Here is a 20,373-nt window from a genome sequence, read left to right as displayed (position 1 = left end):
TTACGCCGTCGTTTTCACTTTGGCCGCTGCGGATTCCGGCATGGGCTCGTAGCGGGCGAACGAACGGGTGAATGACGCGGCACCGTGCGCGAGTGAGCGCAAGTCGATGGCGTACCGGGTCAGCTCGACCTGAGGCACCTCGGCCTTCACCACGGTGCGTTCGTGGCCCGCGGTGTCGGTACCGAGCACCCGGCCGCGACGACTGGACAGGTCGCCCATGACCGCGCCGACGAAATCGTCGGGCACCAGCACCGAGATCTCGTCGATCGGTTCCAGCAGAACCACCTTCGTCGCCGCGGCAGCCTCCCGCAGCGCCAGCGAGCCCGCCATCTGGAAGGCGAAGTCGGAGGAGTCGACGCTGTGGGCCTTTCCGTCGAACAGGGTGACGCGCAGGTCGACGACCGGGTAGCCGGCGTGCACGCCTTTCTCCATCTGCGCGCGGACGCCCTTTTCCACACTGGGGATGTAATTGCGCGGCACCGACCCGCCGACCACCTTGTCGACGAACTCGAACCCGGAACCCTCCGGCAGCGGTTCCACCTCGATGTCGCACACCCCGTACTGGCCGTGTCCACCGGACTGCTTGATGTGGCGACCATGGCCTTTTGCCTTGCCCGCGAACGTTTCTCGCAGCGGCACGCGGAGGTCGACGGTGTCCACGGTGACCCCATACCGGTTGGCCAGCGCGTCGAGCACCACTCCGCTGTGGGCTTCACCCATGCACCAGAGCACGATTTGGTGCGTTTCCTGGTTCTGCTCGATCCGCAGCGTCGGGTCTTCGGCAGCCAACCGGCCCAAGCCGACGGACAGCTTGTCTTCGTCGGCCTTGGCATGGGCCTGAATGGCGACCGGCAACAGCGGCTCGGGCATGGTCCAGGGCCTCAGCACCAGCGGCTCGGCCTTGTCGGACAGCGTGTCACCAGTTTCGGCGCGGCTCAGTTTGCCGATCGCACAGATGTCGCCGGCCACCACGGCGGGCGCGGGGCGTTGCTGCTTGCCCAACGGGAAGGACAGGACGCCGATGCGTTCGTCCTCGTCGTGGTCGGGATGCGAATTGCCGGAGCCGTTAGCTCCGCCGAAGAACGACGCAAAATGGCCCGACACGTGAACCGTCGCGTCGGGCCTGATGGTCCCGGAGAAAACCCGGACCAGGCTGACCCTGCCGACGTAGGGGTCCGAGGTCGTCTTCACCACCTCTGCCAGCAACGGCGCGCTGACGTCACATGCCAGCTCGGCATGCGGGGCGCCGGCCGGCGTAAAGACCTCCGGTAGTGGATGTTCCATGGGCGAGGGGAATCCCCGGGTGGCAACCTCGAGCAGCTCCAGGGTGCCGACGCCGGTGCCGCTGCATACCGGGATGACCGGGAAGAACGAACCCCGGGCGACGGCCCGCTCCAAGTCTTCGATCAGCACCGACTCGTCGATCGTCTCGCCGCCGAGGTAGCGCTCCATCAGCGACTCGTCCTCGGATTCCTCGATGATGCCTTCGATCAGGGTGCCGCGCGCCTCCTCGATGCGATCGGCATCCGCCGGGTCCGTCGAACCGACGGTCCGCTTGCCGGCCGAATACGTGTACCGGCTCTGCGACAGCAATCCGATCAGGCCGTCATCTGTGGGCAGGTAAAGAGGTAAGACTTTGTCGCCGAACGCGTTCTGGGCCGCGTCCAGCGCCTCGGCATAGTTCGCCCGGGCATGGTCGAGCTTGGTGATCACCACCGCGCGGGGCATGCCGACCTGGCTGCATTCCTGCCACAGCGATTTGGTCGGCTCGTCGACGCCTTCGTTGGCGGCGATGACGAACAGCGCGCAATCGGCGGCCCGTAGCCCGGCCCGCAGTTCACCGACGAAGTCGGCGTACCCGGGGGTGTCGACGAGGTTGATCTTGGTGCCGTCGTGCGACAGGGAGGCCACCGCAAGGCCGACCGAGCGTTGTTGCCGGATCTCGGCGTCGTCGAAGTCGCAGACCGTTGTGCCCTCGGTGACCGAACCCGGGCGGTTCAAGACGCCGGCCGCGACGAGCAAGGCCTCGACCAGGGTGGTCTTGCCGCCCCCCGACGGTCCCACCAGCACCACGTTGCGAACGCCGCCGGGACCGTCCGCAGTGGGAGCGGCCGCCCCCTGGGAAGCACTCGCTCTGTCCGCCATGGCTTTCCTCCACTTCTCCCGGGTAGCTTCGCTGGGCCCGCGCGCGGGCAGCGTCCCTCCGGGGTGTGGGGTGCTCGTCGGGTCGCGCGGTGTGTCCCAGACCACAGGAGGCAGTAAGCAACTTTTCCCCCAACAGCCGCCCAACACAAGGGCCGGCCGGTGCGTATCGGGGGCGCGTGCTCAGGCGTGCCAGCTGGACCAGCGGTGCACGGCAATCGCGATTACCGGTCCGTCCAACGGCACCGATTGGTACTGACGATATTTGGCGCGCAGCAGCCGGTATCCAGCGCTCAGCTCCGCGTCGTCGGCATGAATGCTGGCGACCCCATCGGCCCGGACCCACCACAACCGCGCCCAGTCGTCGGCATAGTGGTCTACCAGCAGGCTGACGTGCGAATCGTGCTCGATATTGGTCAGGCGACGCAGCCGTCGCGTCGTTTTCGGCTTGGCGTCGACGGCGGTGTAGACGACGTTGTCGTCGACGGCGAATACCACCGGAACCAGGTGCGGTGTTCCGTCGGGAGTGACGGTGGCCAGCCGCGCCACCGGCGACTCGGCAAACCTGACCGCCGGGTCGAACTCGCTCATCGAACCAGCTTAGAAGGGTTTCACCACGGCTCGCGGGTCACGGCGCCGCGCTAACTTAGCTTCATGCAGGCCGAGGCGCAGATCGCGAACCTTCTCTATCGCTATGCCGAATGCATCGACGACGGAGATCTGGAGGGCGCAGCTGCGCTGTTCGAGCATGCCCGGATCCGGATCAGCCCTGACGCCGACCACGACACCATCGACGCCGGCGCGCTGCTGGGGATCTGGAAGTCGCTGATCGTGCTACACGAGGACGGCACACCTCGAACCAAGCACGTGGTCAGCAATCCGATCATCCAGGTCGACGAACACGCCGGCACGGCCGACTGCCGTAGCTACTACACCGTGCTGCAGCAGACCGACGATTTTCCGCTGCAGACGATCGTCACCGGCCGCTATCACGACCGCTTCGAACGCGTCGACGGCCAGTGGCGTTATTGCTACCGCGATCTCACGCTCATCGACATGGTGGGTGACGTCAGTCACCACCTCACTCATCCGATTGCGCCCCGGGTCAGGTGACGCGTCGGGATAAAAACCGTCTGAGTTGGCTACCTGGACTACGGTTACCTAGACGATGTCTTGCCTAGGCCGAACGGCCGCTGATCCAAAGGCTGGGACAATTCTGGTTTCTTTCCCCGACGCAGGAGGTTACGGGATGAGCAAAGCGCACCACCGCGCTTCCTGGTGGTCATGGTCGGTCAGCGTGCTGGCTGCGGTGGGGCTGGGCCTGGGCCTGGTCACCGCGCCGGCAAACGCCGGGACTGGGGCGTCCACGCTGGCGCTCGGCAGCTTCGCCGAACGACCTCCGCTACCGCTCGATCCCGCCTCGATGGTGTCGCCGCAGGTCGTCAACATCAGCACGAAGTTCGGCTACAACAACGCCGTGGGAGCCGGGACAGGCATCGTCATCGATCCCAACGGCGTCGTGCTGACCAACAACCACGTGATCTCGGGTGCCACCGACATCAACGCTTTCAGCGTCGCCGACGGCCGCAGCTATGGCGTCGACGTGGTCGGCTACGACCGCACCCAGGATGTCGCGGTGCTGCAGCTGCGCGGCGCCGGAGGCCTGCCCGCCGCCTCCATCGGAGGCGGGGTTGCGGTCGGTGAGCCGCTGGTGGCTCTCGGTAACGCCGGGGGCGCGGGCGGAAAGCCCAGTGCGGCGGCGGGGCGGGTGGTCGCGGTCAACCAGACCGTGCAGGCGACCGACACGCTGACCGGCGCCACCGAGACATTGGGCGGGTTGATCCAGGTCGACGCCGCGATCAAACCCGGTGATTCGGGTGGGCCCCTGGTCAATCAGGGTGGGCAGGTAGTCGGAGTGAACACCGCCGCCACCGAAAGCTACAAGATGTCCGGCGGGCAGGGCTTCGCCATTCCGATCGGTCAGGCGATGGGGGTCGCCAACGCTATCCGGGGCGGTGCCGGCTCGAACACCGTGCACATCGGCCCGACGGCCTTCCTCGGGCTGGGAGTGGTGGACAACAACGGCGGCGCGCGCGTCGAACGCGTCGTGAGCACCGGCCCCGCCGCGGGAGCCGGGATCTCCGTCGGCGACGTCATCACCGCGATCGACGGCGTGCCGATCAACTCCGCCACCGCGATGACCGATGTGCTGGTCCCGCATCACCCCGGCGACACCATCGCGGTGACGTTGCGCGCCAAGTCGGGCGGGGACCGCACCGTGAACGTCACGTTGGCGGACGGCCCCCCGGCCTGACGTCGCGTATACTGCTCGTCCGCCCAATTCGATTGTGGCTAACCATGTTTCCCGCCGTGATTCCCGAGGCCGCACCTCGGGTACACGTGGCATCGTGGATTTGATGAACGGCGCACAGGGGGCTGTCGAGGTTGTCGAGCACCATTCCCACCATTCCGGAGAGGGCAGTCACGTCGAGGGCGGCGTGGTCGAGCACCCCAATGTCGAAGATTTCGGCAACGCCACCAAGCTCCCCGCCGACCCGACCTGGTTCAAACACGCAGTCTTTTACGAGGTGCTGGTCCGGGCGTTTTTCGACGCCAGCGCGGACGGTTCGGGGGACCTGCGCGGACTGATCGACCGCCTCGACTATCTGCAGTGGCTCGGCATCGACTGCATCTGGCTGCCGCCGTTTTACGACTCACCGCTGCGCGACGGCGGGTACGACATCCGCGACTTCTACAAGGTGCTGCCCGAGTTCGGCACCGTCGACGATTTCGTCGCGCTGATCGACGCGGCCCACCGGCGGGGTATCCGGGTGATCACCGACCTGGTGATGAATCACACGTCTGAATCGCATCCGTGGTTCCAGGAGTCGCGGCACGACCCCGACGGGCCCTACGGCGACTACTACGTGTGGAGCGACACCAGCGAAAAGTACACCGACGCCCGCATCATCTTCGTCGACACCGAAGAGTCCAACTGGACGTTCGATCCGGTCCGCCGGCAGTTCTACTGGCACCGGTTTTTCTCGCACCAGCCGGATTTGAACTACGACAACCCTGCCGTGCAGGAGGCGATGATCGACGTCCTGCGCTTCTGGCTCGGTCTGGGTATCGACGGGTTTCGGCTGGACGCGGTGCCCTACCTGTTCGAACGTGAGGGCACCAACTGCGAGAACCTGCCGGAGACGCACGCTTTCCTCAAGCGGTGCCGCAAAGTGGTCGACGACGAATTCCCGGGCCGGGTGCTGCTGGCCGAAGCCAATCAGTGGCCCGCCGACGTGGTCGAGTACTTCGGCGATGCGACCACCGGCGGCGACGAGTGTCACATGGCGTTTCACTTCCCGCTGATGCCGCGCATCTTCATGGCGGTCCGCCGCGAGTCACGCTTCCCGATCTCGGAGATCCTGGGCCAGACGCCACCGATTCCGGACATGGCTCAGTGGGGGATCTTCCTGCGCAACCACGACGAGTTGACGCTGGAAATGGTCACCGACGAAGAACGCGACTACATGTATTCCGAGTACGCCAAGGACCCGCGGATGAAGGCGAATGTCGGCATCCGCCGCCGGTTGGCGCCACTGCTGGACAACGACCGTAACCAGATCGAGTTGTTCACGGCGTTGCTGTTGTCACTGCCCGGCTCGCCGGTGCTCTACTACGGCGACGAAATCGGCATGGGCGACGTGATCTGGCTGGGGGACCGCGACGGCGTCCGCACGCCGATGCAGTGGACGCCCGACCGCAACGCCGGCTTCTCCACCGCCAACCCCGGCCGCCTGTACCTGCCGCCCAGCCAGGACCCGGTCTACGGTTACCAGGCCGTCAACGTCGAGGCGCAACGCGACACCTCGACGTCGCTGCTCAACTTCACCCGCACGATGCTGGCGGTACGCCGCAGGCACGAGGCGTTCGCCGTCGGGTCATTCCAGGAGTTGGGCGGATCCAACCCGTCGGTGCTGGCCTTCGTCCGCCAAGCGCCAGGCGAGCACGGCGACACGGTTCTGTGCGTCAACAACCTGTCCCGGTTTCCCCAGCCCATCGAACTGAACCTGCAGCATTGGAACGATTACACGCCCGTAGAACTGACCGGGCAGGTCAATTTCCCGCACATCGGCCACCTGCCCTATTTGCTCACGCTGCCGGGACACGGGTTCTATTGGTTCCAGCTGTCTGCATCTGAGGAGAATCAATGAACCGCCAGCTGGCGGCCAAGCTGCCCTGGTCAGAGTGGCTTCCGCAGCAACGTTGGTACGCGGGCCGAAGTCGCGAGCTCAAGACCGCCGAGCCGGGCGTAGTCGTCCCCCTGCGGGACAATCTTGACCTGGTTCTCATCGACGTGGCCTATACCGACGGCTCGTCGGAGCGCTACCAGGTGATCGTGGGCTGGGATTCCGCGCCGATCTTCGAGTTCAGCACGGTAGCCACCATCGGCGCGGCCGATGACCGCACCGGTTTCGACGCGCTGTACGACGTCAGCGCACCGCAATATCTGTTGTCGCTGATCGACTCGTCTGCCGTACGAGAGTCGGCGGGCACCGAAGTACGGTTTGCCCCGGAACCCGACGTAAAGCTCCCGCTGGAGGAATATCCGCGTGTTCTGGACGGAGAGCAGAGCAACACCAGCGTGATCTTCGACCCGCACGCGATCCTCAAGGTGTTCCGCCGGGTCAGCAGCGGCATCAATCCCGACATCGAGCTGAACAGGGTGCTGGCCCGCGCCGGAAATCCGCATGTGGCGCGTCTGCTCGGCGTCTACGAGATCGCCGCGCCGGACGAGTCGGACCAGCCGGGATGCCCGCTGGGCATGGTGACCGAGTACGAACCCAACGCCGCCGAGGGCTGGGCGATGGCTACCGCCAGTGTCCGCGACCTGTTCGCGGAAGGCGACTTGTATGCCCACGAAGTCGGCGGCGATTTCGCCGGCGAGTCTTACCGGCTCGGCGAGGCCGTCGCCTCGGTCCACGCCACCCTGGCCGACCGGCTCGGAACCGCCCAGGCGGCGTTTCCGGTGGACACCATGCTCGCGCGGTTGTCGTCGACGGTTGCGGCGGTTCCCGATCTGGGCCAGTACGCGGCGACGATCGAAGAGCAATTCCAGAAGTTAGGCCGAGAGGAGATCACGGTTCAGCGGGTGCACGGCGATCTGCACCTCGGGCAGGTGCTGCGCACCCCGGAGAGCTGGCTGCTGATCGACTTCGAAGGCGAACCTGGTCAGCCGCTGGACGAGCGGCGGGCACCGGACTCACCGTTACGCGACGTGGCCGGTGTCTTGCGTTCCTTCGAGTACGCCGCATACGGACCGCTGGTGGACCAGGCCTCCAAAGACACAGACAAGCAGCGCGCCGCGCGCGCCCGGGAATGGGTCCAGCGCAATCACACCGCGTTCTGCGACGGCTACGCCGCCGCCTCGGGCGTCGATCCACGGGATTCGGCGCTGCTGCTGGCCGCCTACGAGCTGGACAAGGCGGTGTACGAGACCGGTTACGAGGCTCGGCACCGGCCAGGCTGGCTGCCGATCCCGTTGCGGTCGATCGCGCGCCTCACCGCTGCGTAGGGTTGGCGAATGGCCGGTGAGATTAACAACAGCGAAACGCGGCTGGCGTGGGTCCTGGCAGGGTTGGCGGGAGTGCTGGGCGCAACCGCGTTCAGCCATTCCGCTGGCTACTTCGTGACCTTCATGACGGGCAATGCGCAACGCGCCGTGCTGGGGTATTTCCGAAACGACGTGGTTCTGTCGGTGACCGCGGGTCTGCTGATGCTGTGCTTCGTGTGCGGCGTGGTGGTTGCGTCGGTGTGCCGGCGTTATTTCTGGGTGGCGCATCCGCACGGACCAACGGTGTTGACCACTTTCAGCCTGGTGCTCGCGACAGCGATCGACATCATCAAGAGTGAGTGGGACCAATCTCAGCTCGACTTCATCCCAATCATGGTCGTGGTCTTCGGGGTTGGAGCGTTGAACACGTCATTCGTCAAGAATGGCGAGGTGTCGATCCCGCTGAGCTACGTCACGGGCACGCTGGTGAAGATGGGCCAAGGCATCGAACGTCACATCGCCGGCGGAAGGGCCGCGGACTGGTTCGGGTACTTCATGATGCTTGCGACCTTTATCGCCGGGGCGACGGTGGGCGGCATCATCGCCATGTTCGTCACCGGGACCCAGATGCTGTTGATCGCTTCGGTCGTGTGCGCGGTGACCACCGGCTACACCTACTTTCACCAAGACCGCCGCGCTTTGGTGGAGAGCAGCCAGGAACGGGTGAAGTAGGAATTAAAAAGCATCGGCAGCAGCGCTGGCCGTTGCACTGCTGCCGATGCCGGCTTGGGTTACCTTTGTCTGCTCTTACGCGCGGTTGGCACCGGCATTGAGCACTTGCAGGATGTCGGGCTTCATGGCAAGGAGCTGTTGATTCCAGTAGGGCCATGAGTGCGTCCCGTTGGTCGGGAAGTTGAACACTCCGTTGCGTCCGCCCGCGGCCGTGTAGGTGTTCTGGAAGGCCTGGTTGGTGCGCAGCGTGAGGCCCTCCAGGAACTTCGCCGGCATGTTGTCGCCGCCGAGGTCGCTCGGTGTGCCGTTACCGCAGTAGACCCAGATCCGGGTGTTGTTGGCGACCAGCCGTGGTATCTGGACCATCGGGTCGTTGCGCTTCCATGCCGGGTCGGTGGACGGGCCCCACATGCTGTTGGCGTTGTAGCCGCCGGCGTCGTTCATCGCCAGGCCGATCAGCGTCGGCCACCATCCCTCGGACGGGTTGAGGAAACCCGACAGGGATGCGGCGTAGGGGAACTGCTGCGGGTAGTAGGCCGCGAGGATCATCGCCGCGCCACCCGACATCGAAAGACCCACCGCCGCATTGCCGGCCGGCGAAACCTGCTTGTTGGCCTGCAGCCAGGTGGGCATCTCCTGGGTCAGGAACGTCTCCCACTTGTAGGTGTAGTTCTGGCCGTTGCCCTGCGAGGGCTGATACCAGTTGCTGTAGAAGCTGGACTGGCCACCGACCGGCATGATCACTGACAGGCCGGACTGGTAGAACTCCTCGAAGGCCGGGGTGTTGATGTCCCAACCGTTGAAGTCGTCTTGCGCGCGAAGGCCGTCGAGCAAGTAGATCGCGTGTTGCCCGCCGCCCTGAAACTGGACTTTGATGTTGCGGCCCATCGACGCTGATGGCACCTCCAGGTACTCCACTGGAAGACCCGGCTTGGAGAACGCCCCCGCGGGCACCGTGCCACCGATGGCAGTGACGAGACCCGCCAACAGCGCAGCCCCTACACCCGCGATAGCCAGCCGGCGCGGCAAACGTGCCGTGGCACCACGCAACTTTCGCATCTCTTCGACGAACGACATAGTCCCCTAACTTTCATCTTCTGCCAGATGCCGCGGATTACGGTGGAATCTGTTCTGGGCGAGTGAAACACAGGGGAACCGCGTATCTCAGGCGTCGCGGCCGTGGTCCGACGTCGCGGTTGGCTAACGATTAAGCGTCGGCGCGGAGACGTCACAGCCGGGTCACAATGGGCCATCGGAACTGTATCGATGGCTTCAAATGCGCTAGCGCATGCGCTATTTAGGCGCGCTACGAAACGAGGCGGCGCAACAGCGTTGACGCCGAGGCGATTCCGAGCACCGCCGCCACCACCAACACAACGATGTCCAACGGGTGAAATGGCGTGCCGATCAGTAGCGCACGCAATGCGTCGACCTCGTAGCTCAGCGGGTTGACCCTGCTCAGCGCGTGCAGCCAGGCGGGCATCACGTCGACGGGATACAGGGCGTTGGACGCGAAGAACAACGGCATGGTGATCGCTTGTCCGATCCCCATCAGGCGATCGCGATTGCGCACCAGTCCGGCCAGCGTCATCGACAGGCACGCGAAGAACGCAGCGCCGAGCATGACCGTGCCCATCGCCGCCAGAATCCGCAACGGATTGACGGTCAGGCCGATGTGCATCAGATAGGCCAGCGCCATGACGCCGACGACCTGGGCGACCGATCGCACGCCGGCCGCGAATGCCTTGCCGGTGATCAGTGCCGATGCCGGGGCCGGAGTCACCATGAGTTTGGACAGGATGCCGGCGTCTCGATCCCAGATGATCTGTATCCCGTAGAAGATCGAGATGAACAGTGCCGATTGTGCGATGATCCCCGGCGCCAAAAACGCCAGATAGGGCACCGAGCCGGTATCGATGACGCGTAAGCGGCTGAACGTGGTACCGAAGATCGCCAGCCACAGCGCCGGTTGCACCATCCGGGTGAGCAGTTCGGTGCGGTCGTGCTGCAACTTCTGCAGTTCGACGATTGCGAACGTGCTGATGCAGCTCAACGTGGCGCCGACCCGTTGCCAACCGTGTGGGGCACGGACGAGCGTCACGGTGGCCTCTTCAGCGGCTTTGATGGCTGGGTTAGCCTGCACGGCGGGCAACCTTTCTGCTGGAACGGATTTCGCGGATGCCGGACGATTCCTCGGTTGCATCGTCCAACCCCGAAGCCGCGTAGTGCCGAAACACATCTTCGAGCGTGGCCTGGGCTGACCCCGTGGATATCTGGGACTTCAACGTGGCGGGCGTCCCTACGGCCCGCAATGCGCCGTGATGCATCAGCGCGACCCGATCGCACAAGGTGTCGGCCTCTTCCATGTAGTGTGTGGTGAGCAGCACGGTCATGCCGAACTGGGCCTGCATGTTCTGCACCTGAGTCCACACCTGGTCACGCGCGATCGGATCCAGCCCCACGGTCGGTTCGTCAAGCACCAGCAGCGAGGGCCGGTTGACAAGCGCCTGTGCCACTTCCAGGCGGCGGACCATGCCACCCGAGTACGTGGCCGCCAGCCGATCCGCGACGTCGAGCAGCCCCATGGCGTCCAGTGCCCCGTCCACCCGGTCGGACCGGTCGGCGCGCCGAACCCCGTACAACCGGGCGAACCACTGCACGTTCTGTCGGCCGGTAAGTGCTGGCTCGATCGAAAGCTGTTGCGGCACATAGCCGATATTGCTTCGAATATCCATGGTCTGATCGCGGGCGTCCATTCCGAAGATGCGCAGTTCGCCCTGCTGCACCGGTGTCAGAGTGGTCAGCATCCGCACTACCGTCGTCTTTCCGGCGCCGTTGGGCCCCAACAAGCCCATGGTTTCGCCCGGCCGCACCTGCAGCGTCAAGTCGTCGACGGCAGTGAACCGGCCGTAACGGAAGGTCAAGTGCCGGCAGTCGATCGCCGTCGGCAATGTTGCGCTCATGAGCGGTGCTCCTGCAATAATCGGGTCATCGTCGCAAGGACCTCCAATCCCTTTGTCAGGGCCTCGATTTGGTCGCCGTCAAGTTCGCCCAGCACTTCGGACAGCATGGCTCGCCGGGTGGCCCGAGAAGCGTCGACGACCTGCTGGGCGGGTTCGGCCAGTCGTAGCCGGCAAACCCGGCGGTCCGTTTCGCCGATGGTCCGGACCAGCAAGCCGTTGGCCACCAGTTTGGAGACCAGTGTCGACGCCGTATTGGGCACCAGCCCGAGTTCGGCAGCGGCGGCGCTGACTGAGATCCCAGGTTGACGGCCGACGAGCCACAGCAGCTCCGACTGGGACTCGGACAGATGCGTGGAGCCGAACCCGCGACCGGCTGACCGGCGCAATTGCCGTCGGAATTTGCCCACCACGCTGAACACGTCGGTGACCAGGTCGGTACGGGACTTCACTGTTTCGATAATACCTCTGTATACGAGCTATATATGTGAGTGAGCTGTGTACGGGCGTGTCGGAGGGCCGAGGCCACTTGGGCTTCGCTACTTCTCGACGCGGTGCAGGACCACATCTGCAAGAGCCGCGTTGTCGGCCACGGCCGTCATGTAGCTGCAAAACGGCTGCCGGCGGCGATCCGTCGGCGAGCCGGGATTCAGCAGGCGTAACCCTGTTTTCGTCGTCGAATCCCAAGGAATGTGGCTGTGCCCGAACACCAGGACGTCGCGGTCGGGATACAGCCGTGACATGCGTGCTTCGCGACCGGATGCGGCGCCGGTCTCATGCACCACGGTGAAACGCACACCCGCCAATGTCACGTCGGCGCGTTCGGGTAGCCGCGCCCGCAGGGCGGGGCCATCGTTGTTTCCCCAGCACGCCACCAGCCGCGGGGCCCTGGATTCCAGCGCGTCAAGCAACTCGGGGGCCACCCAGTCGCCGGCATGGAAAACAACGTCGGCTTGGGCGACTTCGGCCCATATCTGCGCTGGCAGGTCGCGTGCCCGCGCCGGGACATGGGTATCGGCGATCAACAGCAGCCGCACCTGGCCATCATGCGTCAGCACCGGTTCAGTCGGCCGCCAGCGGATGGACCTGCAGGCTGCAGAGGCCCTCGTTGGGCCCGATCGACATCGGGACGCTGAACGTCTGCCATATTCCGGGTGGTATCACGCGCAGCCGTACGTCGGTCGGATTGGGCCCGTAGGTCGGGCACACCGGGTCGTCGGCAGTGCCGGAGGCGACCCACTCGACCACCGCGTGGGCGCCGTGGCCGGGTCCCAAGGTGACCGTGCCCAGGGTCGCGCCGCCCAAGTACCCGCTCGGGGTCTGCGCGGCAGGAACTGTCGTCGTACCCACCAACGCTTCCACCGTCGGGTAGCCCGACAGCTGACACGGGCTGACGTCGGGTTGCACCGTGAAATTCAGTGGGATGGCGCGATGGCCCGCGCCGGCCTGCTGCGGGCCCGCGGCCACCGCGAGCTGCTGGATATCGCACTGCCCGATTTCTGGGTCGGCGTGGACGCGACTCGCGAAACCCATCGTGGCCGCGGCGGCTGCCAGCCACACCGCCGTGGCCAATGTGGCCTGCCTTGCTTTCATTGCATGCCCTCCGTAGTCGGTTGCCGAGTCCCGCGCCAGGGGTGCCGATAGCAAGTGGCACCATGTTGATCACCCAAGCAGAGGAGAGACCCATGCGCACCTTTGAGTCAGTCGCCGACCTCGCCGCCGCTGCGGGCGAGACCATCGGGCAGAGCGACTGGGTGACCATCACTCAGGAAGAGGTCAATCTGTTCGCAGATGCGACCGGCGATCATCAATGGATCCACGTCGATCCGGAACGGGCGGCCAAGGGACCGTTCGGCACGACCATCGCCCACGGCTTCATGACCCTGTCGCTGTTGCCGCGGCTGCAGCACCAGATGTACACCGTCAACGGCATCAAGTTGGCAATCAACTACGGCCTCAACAAGGTTCGCTTCCCCGCGCCGGTACCGGTCGGCTCGCGTGTTCGAGCGACGAGCTCGCTGGTCAGCGTCGACGACGTCGGCAACGGTGCCGTGCAGGCGATCGTGTCGACGACCGTCGAGATCGATGGCTCGGCCAAGCCGGCATGTGTAGCCGAAAGCATTGTCCGCTATATCGCCTAAGATCGACCAATGGGGAATTCCCGCGGGTTGGTGTCGGCCGAAGACGTTCGCAATGTGGTGTTCTCGCCGCCACCGGCAGGCAAGCGTGGCTACAACAGCGACGATGTGGACAGCTTGCTCAGGCAGATCGAAGCGTGCCTCGAATCGCGAAATCAGTTGTCCGCGGACGATGTTCGCAATGTGGTGTTCAGGAAGCCTCCGCTTTTTCGCCGTGGTTACAACGAAGACGAGGTCGATGAATTCCTCGAGCGTGTGGTGGCCACCCTGCAGGGCCGCGGGCGCTGAAGGTCGGCAGCCGTCAGTACTCGGCGATCGCGTGTTCCAGGCGTTCGGCCAGGCGGGCCTGAGCTTCCGCGCGACGGGTCGGGATGTGCTGTGACGGGAATGGCGTTGTTACAGGCTGGTATTCACGCAGGGTGCGACGGGCCACCGTCATCTTGTGCAGCTCGGTGGCGCCGTCGGCGATGCCCAATGACTCGGCGCCCACCAGCATCTTGACAAACGGCATCTCGTCGGAGACGCCGAGCGCGCCATGCAGGTGCATGGCCCGCTGCGCCACGTCGTGCAGCACCTGGGGCATCGCGACCTTTACCGCGGCAATGTCGCGACGGACCTTCTGATAGTCGTCGTGCTTGTCGATCAGCCAGGCGGTTCGCAGCACCAGCAGCCGGAACTGCTCGATCTGGATCCAGCTGTCGGCGATCTTCTCCTGGGTCATCTGGAGGTCGGACAGCCGCCCATGGCGGGTCTGCCGCGACACCGCTCGCTCGCACATCATGTCAAACGCCTTGCGAGCCAGCGCAATTGTGCGCATCGCGTGATGGATACGGCCACCGCCGAGCCGCGTCTGCGCGATCATGAACGCCTGGCCCTCGCCGCCCAACACGTGGTCGGCGGGAACCCGGACATTGTTGTAGCGGACGTAGGCATGGCTGGCGTGCTTGGAGGCTTCACCGCCCACACCGACGTTGCGCACTATCTCGATGCCGGGGGTCTCGGCCGGCACGATGAACAGTGACATCTTGTCGTAAGTCCGCGACTCCGGGTTGGTGACGGCCATGACGATGAAGAACGACGCGTGCTTGGCGTTAGTGGAAAACCACTTCTCCCCGTTGATAATCCAATCGTCCCCGTCGCGGGCTGCGGCCGTGACGAACATCCCGGGGTCAGAACCGCCCTGCGGTTCCGTCATCGAATAGCAGGAGGTGATTTCGCCGTCGAGCAATGGTTGCAGGTAGCGGGCCTTCTGCTCGTCGGTGCCGAACAGCGCGAGAATCTCGGCGTTCCCCGAATCCGGTGCCTGACAGCCGAACACCGACGGCGCCCAGCGGGACCGCCCGAGGATCTCGTTGAGCAGGGCCAGCTTGACCTGGCCGAAGCCCTGACCGCCGAGCTCGGAACGCAGATGCGCCGCCCACAACCCCTGATCCTTTACCTGCTGCTGCAACGGCCGCAGGATCGCCATCATCTCCGGGTTCTTCTTGTCGTAAGGATCGAGGGCGACCAGATCGAGCGGTTCGAGTTCCTCGACCATGAATTTTTCGACCCAGTCCAGCTTCGCCTGGTATTCCGGGTCCGTTTCGAATTCCCACACCGTCGCCAACCGTTCTCCGGTGCAGGCCCGCACCGGCATTGTCGGATGAAGTCACACCATCGTAGATCTGGTGCTATATGGCCCGAACGTCGGAAGGTGACCAGAAGGCCCGCATCGAGGTGATCTTGGAGTCGTCGTCGAACGTCATCAACGAGATGGGCGAGATCCTGGTGCGGCTGTCGGGAGCGATCAGCGTGAGGTGCCACAGAAACGCCGCTTCGTTGCCGTTGACCCGCAGTTCGACGAGTTCGGTCTCTTTGGGCGCATCTTGGAATCCCGCGTAGAACTCGTGGATCGCGTCGTGGCCGCGCCGGACGTCCGATCCGATCGGGTCCTCGAGCGTAGCGTCGGCGGCATAAAGGGTCAGGACATCGTCTGCGGGTCCCTTTGCGACCAGCTCGAGATAGCGGTTGACGGTCTGTGCGATGGCTTCCTGAGTCGACATGGCCTCGGACGCTACACCGTCGTTGTCCGGAACCAACGACCTTGTCCCGACGAGTGGTAAGTACTACACTGCGTAGTAGTTATGCGTCGGGGCCGGTCGAGAGTTGGGAAAGATCGTGGCCGAACAACATGTTGGAGACCGAACCCAGTGGGATCGCCGGTTCTCCTGGGCGACTGTATTTTTCGCGGTGGCACTTGGGTTGCATGCCGCCGATCATCTGCGGCGGGGCATGAATGTCGTTCCGCACGCGGTCATGGTGGCGGGCATGGTGCAAATCGTCGCGGCCGTGATCACCGTGGTGCTGGTGATAGTCGGAAATAGATGGGCTCCCTATGCGGCGGTGGTAATCGGATTTGCCAGCGCCGTGGGATTCACTGTGGCGCATCTTCTTCCAACCTGGGGTGCGTTCAGCGACAGCTTCATCAATGCATCACCGGCCGCTCGTGTCACCTGGTTCTCCTGGGCGTCGGCCGTCGTCGAAATCGCCGCCGATCTGTTGTTCGCTGCGGTCGCCCTGGCAGTCCTGTTCAGGCGCAACCGCCTTCTGCTCACCACCGGCCAATAGCTTGATCGATGCGCGAACTCGATACGGGTGGACTGACCAAGTGTTAAGGCGTCAGACGCCATTCGTGGTCTTGGGATTTCGGTGTGAATCCTTGGCTTTGCGAGTGAATCGTTGGCTTTGCGAGTGCAGCCCGGGCGGAAATGCGCGCCGGTTCGCGCCGTCAGCTCACACCCAACGTCGTCAGCTCACACCCAAAGCCGTCAGTACACACTGAATGCGCGGCGCGCGACTGAACGCGCCGATTCGTTCCGTCATCAAGGCTGCTGGCTGGGTATCAGGTAACCGCACGTCGGATTGCTAGCGTAGTCAAACGATCGCATCGGAGCTTACGCAGGAGGTGTTCGTGAACTATCGGACCGGCACAGTGCTGTCAGCCGATGGAACGGCGGTCTCCCACCGAATATTCGGCGAAGGTAGCACACCGGTCGTGCTGGTCCACGGCGGAATACAGGCCGCACAGAGCTTTCGGCGGCTCGCTGAGATGCTCAGTTCCCGCTATACCGTTTACATTCCCGATCGGCGCGGGCGCCGACCCGATGTGCCGGCCGGCAACGACTATGGGCTCGCCCGCGAAGGTGAAGATCTCGAAGCACTGCTGCGCGCAGTCGGGAGCCGCCACATCTTCGGCTTGAGTTCGGGCGCGATCATCGCTCTCTACACCGCAATTCAATATGGCGGCGTCGACAAGCTCGCCCTCTACGAGCCGCCGCTGACAATCGACGATGCCGAGCCCGCGGCTTGGTTACCGCGATTCGAGAACGCACTTGCCACTTCAGGTCTCGCGGCCGCGCTGACCGAAATATTGAAAGGGACAGGCGACCAGTCAGCGCTCAGGCGGCTGCCGAACTGGCTCCTGACCACGCTGCTGCGAATAGCTCTCAAGGTGGACGAGAAAACTCACGCTTCCGACGACATTGCCCTTCGCGACCTGGTCCCGACCATGCGGCTCGACGGCATCGCCACGAAACAGTCCGTGACGCTGGTGAATCCTCGGATCGAGGAGCTGCGGTCGCAGGTGCTGTTGCTTGGCGGAGAGAAGAGCGCCCACCCGCTCCACCTCGTGCTTGACGCGCTTTCCAGGCGTCTGCCGACTGCCAAGCGTGTCGAAATCAAAGGAACCGGGCACATCGCAGCCGATAATCGCGGCGTGCCGCATAAAGTCGCAACGCTATTAGAGGGTTTTTGGGCGGACTGAGCACCCATAGGGCCGCTGGCAGCTGATCGACACGTCTTACTGTGACCTTAATTTACTCTTATTTTTCTTAATTTTGGTGTACGGTCGCTTGCCATGGCATCCCAGGAGCGATCACCTCGACTGTTGCCGATCGCCGACGCCGCGGCCGCCTACCACCTCGTCTACCGCCGTGTCGACGCGCTGATCCGCGGCCGTGCTGAAATCGCCGAACTGACAGTGCCGGCGTGTCCTGCCTGGACCATCGGCCAGACCGTTGCTCACCTAGTCGGGGTCGCGCAGGACATCGTTTCACTCAACATGGAGGCAAAGGCTGCCAACTCCTGGACCCAGGCGCAGGTCGCGCGCCTCGGCGGGCACAGCATCGATGACCTACTCGACCTGTGGGGGCAGATGATCGACTCGGTGACAACGACGCTCGCCGTGGAAGTATCCGCGTGCCAGCTCGTCTTCGATGCACTCACCCATGAGCACGATATTCGCGGTGCACTAGGTGAACCGGGTTCCCGCACAGGCGATCTCGCGTTCATGGTCGCCCTCGGATTTTCGACGACGATGGGCGATCATTTCATCCGACACGCGGGCCTGCCGTCGCTCCGGCTGATCACCCCCGCAATGGGCTCCGTACAGCTCGGCGACCCGCACACCGCGCGAGGCCAAGTCGCCCTAGACCTCTCCGATTTCGAGGCGCTACGTGCCTTCGGTGGACGACGCAGTATCCGGCAACTGTTAGCGCTGCCCTGGCATGGAGATCCGACAGATCTACTGCCCGCCTTCACGCACCTGCTGCCCGCGTTCACCAAAGACGGGATACGACCGCCAGACGCCGACCTCCTCGAATGATCGAAACGTAGCTACACGAACGCCGAACCTTTGGGTAATACCTCAGTGGGTTGGTCTAGAGAGGAGTCGTTTTGCGCATCATCACCGTCGAAGAGCATTTTCATCACCCGCAGGTCACCAGAAGGGTCCTGGAGCTCGAGGAGTCCCCGATCGTGCCGGACGCGGGGTTCGGCGCTTTTCTGCAAGGATTCATGCCGGACCCCGGCGTCGCCGAGCGCCTCGCTGGTGCGCGGTTGACCCATATGGACAGTGTCGGCATCGACGTGCAAGTGGTGTCCCACGGCGCGAACAGCCCGGGCACGCTAACCCACCCGGAGGCGGTCGATCTGTGCCGCCAGGTCAATAACGAATTAGCTCAGCAGGTTTCGGAACACCCAACCCGATTCCGTGGATTCGCCACGTTGCCTTTGTATGACCCGACGGCCGCCGCCGACGAACTGAGGCGCTGCGTCGAGGAGTTGGGATTCGTCGGAGCCCTCGTCATGGGAACCTGCGGCGGGTTGTTCCTCGACGACGAGCGGTTCGACGCGATCCTGGCTACCGCCGAGGCCGTGGACTTGCCGATCTATGTTCATCCGGGCATGCCGGAGAACCCCGTGTCGACCGCCTACTACGCCGGAAACTGGCCCGCCGCTGTGCATTTCCTGTTCGCCGGGCCGGGGTTCGGCTGGCACGCCGAAGCCGGCATCCACGTGCTGCGACTCATCTTGTCCGGAGCATTAGACCGGCATCCGAACCTGAAGCTTCTCAGCGGGCATTGGGGCGAGTTCCTAGCCGGCTGGCTCGACCGCTTCGACGAGATGCTGGACCGGCAGGTAACCGGCTTGGAGCGCACCGTCAGTGAGTACTACCGCGAACATGTATGGGCAACGCCGTCAGGCATGTACAACTACAACCAACTGAACTTCATCGTCGCCGAGATCGGCGCCGAACGAATTATCTACTCCGAAGACTTCCCGTACGTGGTACGTGACAACGTATCGGACTTCCTCGCCCACGCCGACCTCACCGACGACCAGCGCGACGCAATCGCTCACGGGAATGCCGAAACGGTGCTGCATCTCTGAAGTGGCAACCCTCAACGCAGTTTGGGTAGGACGTTGGTGCGATAGAAGTCGATGGCGGCTAGGGGATCCTGCTGGGGGAAGTGCAGAAAAGGGACGGCTCCGACGTCGAGAACCTTTTGCACGGACTTGATGTGGGTGGCGGGGTCGGTGCCGACCGTCCAGTCTGCGAGCACCTTGTCGGTGGGGTTGGACTCGGCGGCCCGCTGGATTTCGACGGGATTGGGCTGGTCGACGGCTCCGGCGGTGAACCGCCACAACGCGGCGGCCTGGCTGGCCGCGTTCTGGTCACCGACGACGGCGAACAGTTCAACTCGCTTGCCCATTTTGGCGGGATCACGCCCGGCGGCATGCGCGCCCGCGCTGAATGCGTCGAGCAGTTTCGTGTTCGTCAGGTCGCTGGCCTGGGCGATCCAACCGTCGCCGTACTGGCCGGCCAGTTTGGCGCTCTTGGGTCCGCCGGCGGCGACGAAGATCGGCGGTGGCGTGGTCGGCAGATCGTACAACTTCAACGAGTTGGTCTGAAAGTACTTGCCACTGGATGAGATTCGTTCACCCCTCCACAGCTGGCGGATCAGCTCGATGGCCTCGATCAGCCGGTCATGACGCTCGACATAACGGCCGAACATGTTGGTGGCGGCCTGTTCGTTGAGCCGCTCACCGGTGCCCAGTCCCAAGAACACCCGTCCGGGGCTCAGGATCGCCAGCGACGCGAACGCCTGGGCCACCGTCGCCGGATGGTAGCGGTATATCGGACAGGTCACTCCGGTGCCGAATGAGATGCGGCTGGTGGCGTTTCCTACCAATGCCAGTGTCAGCCAGGGAAACATCGAGTGGCCCTCGTTGTCCTGCCATGGCTGCAGATGGTCGCTGGCCCAAAGGTACTGAAAGCCGGCCCGTTCGGCGGCCTGTGCTTGCGCCACCAGTTGATCGGTGCGGAACTGCTCGTGCGACAACACAACTCCGACGCCCTTGGTTGACGGCGCGGGCGGGGCGCCCGGCTTGCCGCGCTCGGTTTGACACCCGCTGGACACCCCGCCCGCACCGAGCACGCCCATCCCGGCTGCTATCGCACCGAACGCCCGCCTTGAGATACCGATCATCCGAGCCGAATACCCGTGACGTGGCAGGTCACACTTGCCGC

At 64.3% G+C, this 20,373-nt stretch carries 22 protein-coding genes; 11 read left to right on the top strand and 11 right to left on the bottom strand.

Going from position 1 to position 20,373, the window contains the following annotated elements; translation table 11 throughout:
• Entirely contained in the window at positions 1-2,145 is a 2,145-nt protein-coding gene (locus AC5Y21_RS07700) for an elongation factor G-like protein EF-G2 (protein WP_499910912.1), read from the bottom strand.
• Between the two features lie 180 nt (positions 2,146-2,325).
• Positions 2,326-2,733: a TIGR03668 family PPOX class F420-dependent oxidoreductase gene (locus AC5Y21_RS07695; protein WP_499910910.1), complete on the bottom strand. Its 408-nt coding sequence runs from the start codon at positions 2,731-2,733 to the stop codon at positions 2,326-2,328.
• Between the two features lie 63 nt (positions 2,734-2,796).
• Between AC5Y21_RS07695 and AC5Y21_RS07690 the strand changes: the two genes are divergently transcribed.
• From AC5Y21_RS07690 to AC5Y21_RS07670, 5 genes are all read left to right on the top strand, one after another.
• Positions 2,797-3,255 carry a nuclear transport factor 2 family protein gene (locus tag AC5Y21_RS07690; RefSeq protein ID WP_499910909.1) on the top strand — a complete coding sequence of 153 codons (459 nt, stop codon included), beginning with the start codon at positions 2,797-2,799 and terminating at the stop codon, positions 3,253-3,255.
• Positions 3,256-3,391: 136 nt separating this feature from the next.
• On the top strand, positions 3,392-4,456 hold the full coding sequence (locus AC5Y21_RS07685; protein WP_499910907.1) for a S1C family serine protease: 1,065 nt from the start codon (positions 3,392-3,394) through the stop codon (positions 4,454-4,456).
• A gap of 103 nt (positions 4,457-4,559) precedes the next feature.
• Positions 4,560-6,353 (top strand): maltose alpha-D-glucosyltransferase, encoded by a 1,794-nt coding sequence (treS, locus tag AC5Y21_RS07680; protein WP_499910905.1) that lies wholly within the window; start codon positions 4,560-4,562, stop codon positions 6,351-6,353.
• Complete coding sequence (locus tag AC5Y21_RS07675) at positions 6,350-7,714, top strand: maltokinase N-terminal cap-like domain-containing protein (protein ID WP_499910902.1); 1,365 nt, start codon at positions 6,350-6,352, stop codon at positions 7,712-7,714. The genes treS and AC5Y21_RS07675 overlap by 4 nt, the downstream gene beginning before the upstream one ends.
• Before the next feature lie 9 nt (positions 7,715-7,723).
• The gene (locus AC5Y21_RS07670; protein WP_499910900.1) at positions 7,724-8,425 is read left to right on the top strand and encodes a YoaK family protein; all 702 of its coding nucleotides are present in this window, start codon (positions 7,724-7,726) and stop codon (positions 8,423-8,425) included.
• 75 nt (positions 8,426-8,500) lie between these two features.
• Here the strand turns inward: AC5Y21_RS07670 and ag85C are convergent, their stop codons facing one another.
• The 6 genes from ag85C to AC5Y21_RS07640 form a co-directional block, all read right to left on the bottom strand.
• Entirely contained in the window at positions 8,501-9,502 is a 1,002-nt protein-coding gene (gene ag85C / locus AC5Y21_RS07665) for a diacylglycerol acyltransferase/mycolyltransferase Ag85C (protein ID WP_499910898.1), read from the bottom strand.
• Between the two features lie 229 nt (positions 9,503-9,731).
• Positions 9,732-10,550, bottom strand: a complete 819-nt coding sequence (locus AC5Y21_RS07660) for an ABC transporter permease (RefSeq protein WP_499910977.1) — start codon at positions 10,548-10,550, stop codon at positions 9,732-9,734.
• A 7-nt stretch (positions 10,551-10,557) separates the two neighbouring features.
• The gene (locus AC5Y21_RS07655; protein ID WP_499910896.1) at positions 10,558-11,388 is read right to left on the bottom strand and encodes an ATP-binding cassette domain-containing protein; all 831 of its coding nucleotides are present in this window, start codon (positions 11,386-11,388) and stop codon (positions 10,558-10,560) included.
• The gene (locus AC5Y21_RS07650) at positions 11,385-11,846 is read right to left on the bottom strand and encodes a MarR family winged helix-turn-helix transcriptional regulator (protein WP_499910976.1); all 462 of its coding nucleotides are present in this window, start codon (positions 11,844-11,846) and stop codon (positions 11,385-11,387) included. Before AC5Y21_RS07650 ends, AC5Y21_RS07655 begins: the two co-directional genes overlap by 4 nt.
• A gap of 78 nt (positions 11,847-11,924) precedes the next feature.
• Positions 11,925-12,422, bottom strand: a complete 498-nt coding sequence (locus tag AC5Y21_RS07645; RefSeq protein ID WP_499910974.1) for a metallophosphoesterase family protein — start codon at positions 12,420-12,422, stop codon at positions 11,925-11,927.
• A gap of 25 nt (positions 12,423-12,447) precedes the next feature.
• Positions 12,448-12,978, bottom strand: a complete 531-nt coding sequence (locus AC5Y21_RS07640) for a DUF4232 domain-containing protein (protein WP_499910895.1) — start codon at positions 12,976-12,978, stop codon at positions 12,448-12,450.
• Positions 12,979-13,070: 92 nt separating this feature from the next.
• On the opposite strand from AC5Y21_RS07640, the gene AC5Y21_RS07635 reads away from it, so the two are divergent.
• The gene (locus tag AC5Y21_RS07635; protein ID WP_499910892.1) at positions 13,071-13,526 is read left to right on the top strand and encodes a MaoC family dehydratase; all 456 of its coding nucleotides are present in this window, start codon (positions 13,071-13,073) and stop codon (positions 13,524-13,526) included.
• A 9-nt stretch (positions 13,527-13,535) separates the two neighbouring features.
• On the top strand, positions 13,536-13,811 hold the full coding sequence (locus AC5Y21_RS07630; RefSeq protein WP_499910890.1) for a DivIVA domain-containing protein: 276 nt from the start codon (positions 13,536-13,538) through the stop codon (positions 13,809-13,811).
• Positions 13,812-13,824: 13 nt separating this feature from the next.
• Here the strand turns inward: AC5Y21_RS07630 and AC5Y21_RS07625 are convergent, their stop codons facing one another.
• Positions 13,825-15,120: an acyl-CoA dehydrogenase family protein gene (locus tag AC5Y21_RS07625; protein WP_499910971.1), complete on the bottom strand. Its 1,296-nt coding sequence runs from the start codon at positions 15,118-15,120 to the stop codon at positions 13,825-13,827.
• Positions 15,121-15,193: 73 nt separating this feature from the next.
• Positions 15,194-15,565: a nuclear transport factor 2 family protein gene (locus AC5Y21_RS07620; RefSeq protein WP_499910888.1), complete on the bottom strand. Its 372-nt coding sequence runs from the start codon at positions 15,563-15,565 to the stop codon at positions 15,194-15,196.
• Between the two features lie 115 nt (positions 15,566-15,680).
• On the opposite strand from AC5Y21_RS07620, the gene AC5Y21_RS07615 reads away from it, so the two are divergent.
• The 4 genes from AC5Y21_RS07615 (at position 15,681) to AC5Y21_RS07600 (ending at position 19,232) form a co-directional block, all read left to right on the top strand.
• Positions 15,681-16,130, top strand: a complete 450-nt coding sequence (locus AC5Y21_RS07615) for a hypothetical protein (RefSeq protein ID WP_499910887.1) — start codon at positions 15,681-15,683, stop codon at positions 16,128-16,130.
• Between the two features lie 343 nt (positions 16,131-16,473).
• Positions 16,474-17,325, top strand: a complete 852-nt coding sequence (locus AC5Y21_RS07610; RefSeq protein WP_499910885.1) for an alpha/beta fold hydrolase — start codon at positions 16,474-16,476, stop codon at positions 17,323-17,325.
• Positions 17,326-17,418: 93 nt separating this feature from the next.
• Entirely contained in the window at positions 17,419-18,165 is a 747-nt protein-coding gene (locus AC5Y21_RS07605) for a maleylpyruvate isomerase N-terminal domain-containing protein (protein WP_499910884.1), read from the top strand.
• A gap of 71 nt (positions 18,166-18,236) precedes the next feature.
• Positions 18,237-19,232 carry an amidohydrolase family protein gene (locus AC5Y21_RS07600; RefSeq protein WP_499910883.1) on the top strand — a complete coding sequence of 332 codons (996 nt, stop codon included), beginning with the start codon at positions 18,237-18,239 and terminating at the stop codon, positions 19,230-19,232.
• Between the two features lie 11 nt (positions 19,233-19,243).
• Here AC5Y21_RS07600 and AC5Y21_RS07595 read toward each other — a convergent pair whose 3' ends face one another.
• The gene (locus tag AC5Y21_RS07595) at positions 19,244-20,332 is read right to left on the bottom strand and encodes a F420-dependent hydroxymycolic acid dehydrogenase (protein WP_499910881.1); all 1,089 of its coding nucleotides are present in this window, start codon (positions 20,330-20,332) and stop codon (positions 19,244-19,246) included.
• Positions 20,333-20,373: the final 41 nt, after the last annotated feature.

Source organism: Mycobacterium sp. NGS41, assembly GCF_059812725.1.
The sequence above is the reverse complement of the archived record's forward strand: the minus strand, read 5'-3'. Positions and strand labels throughout refer to the sequence as shown.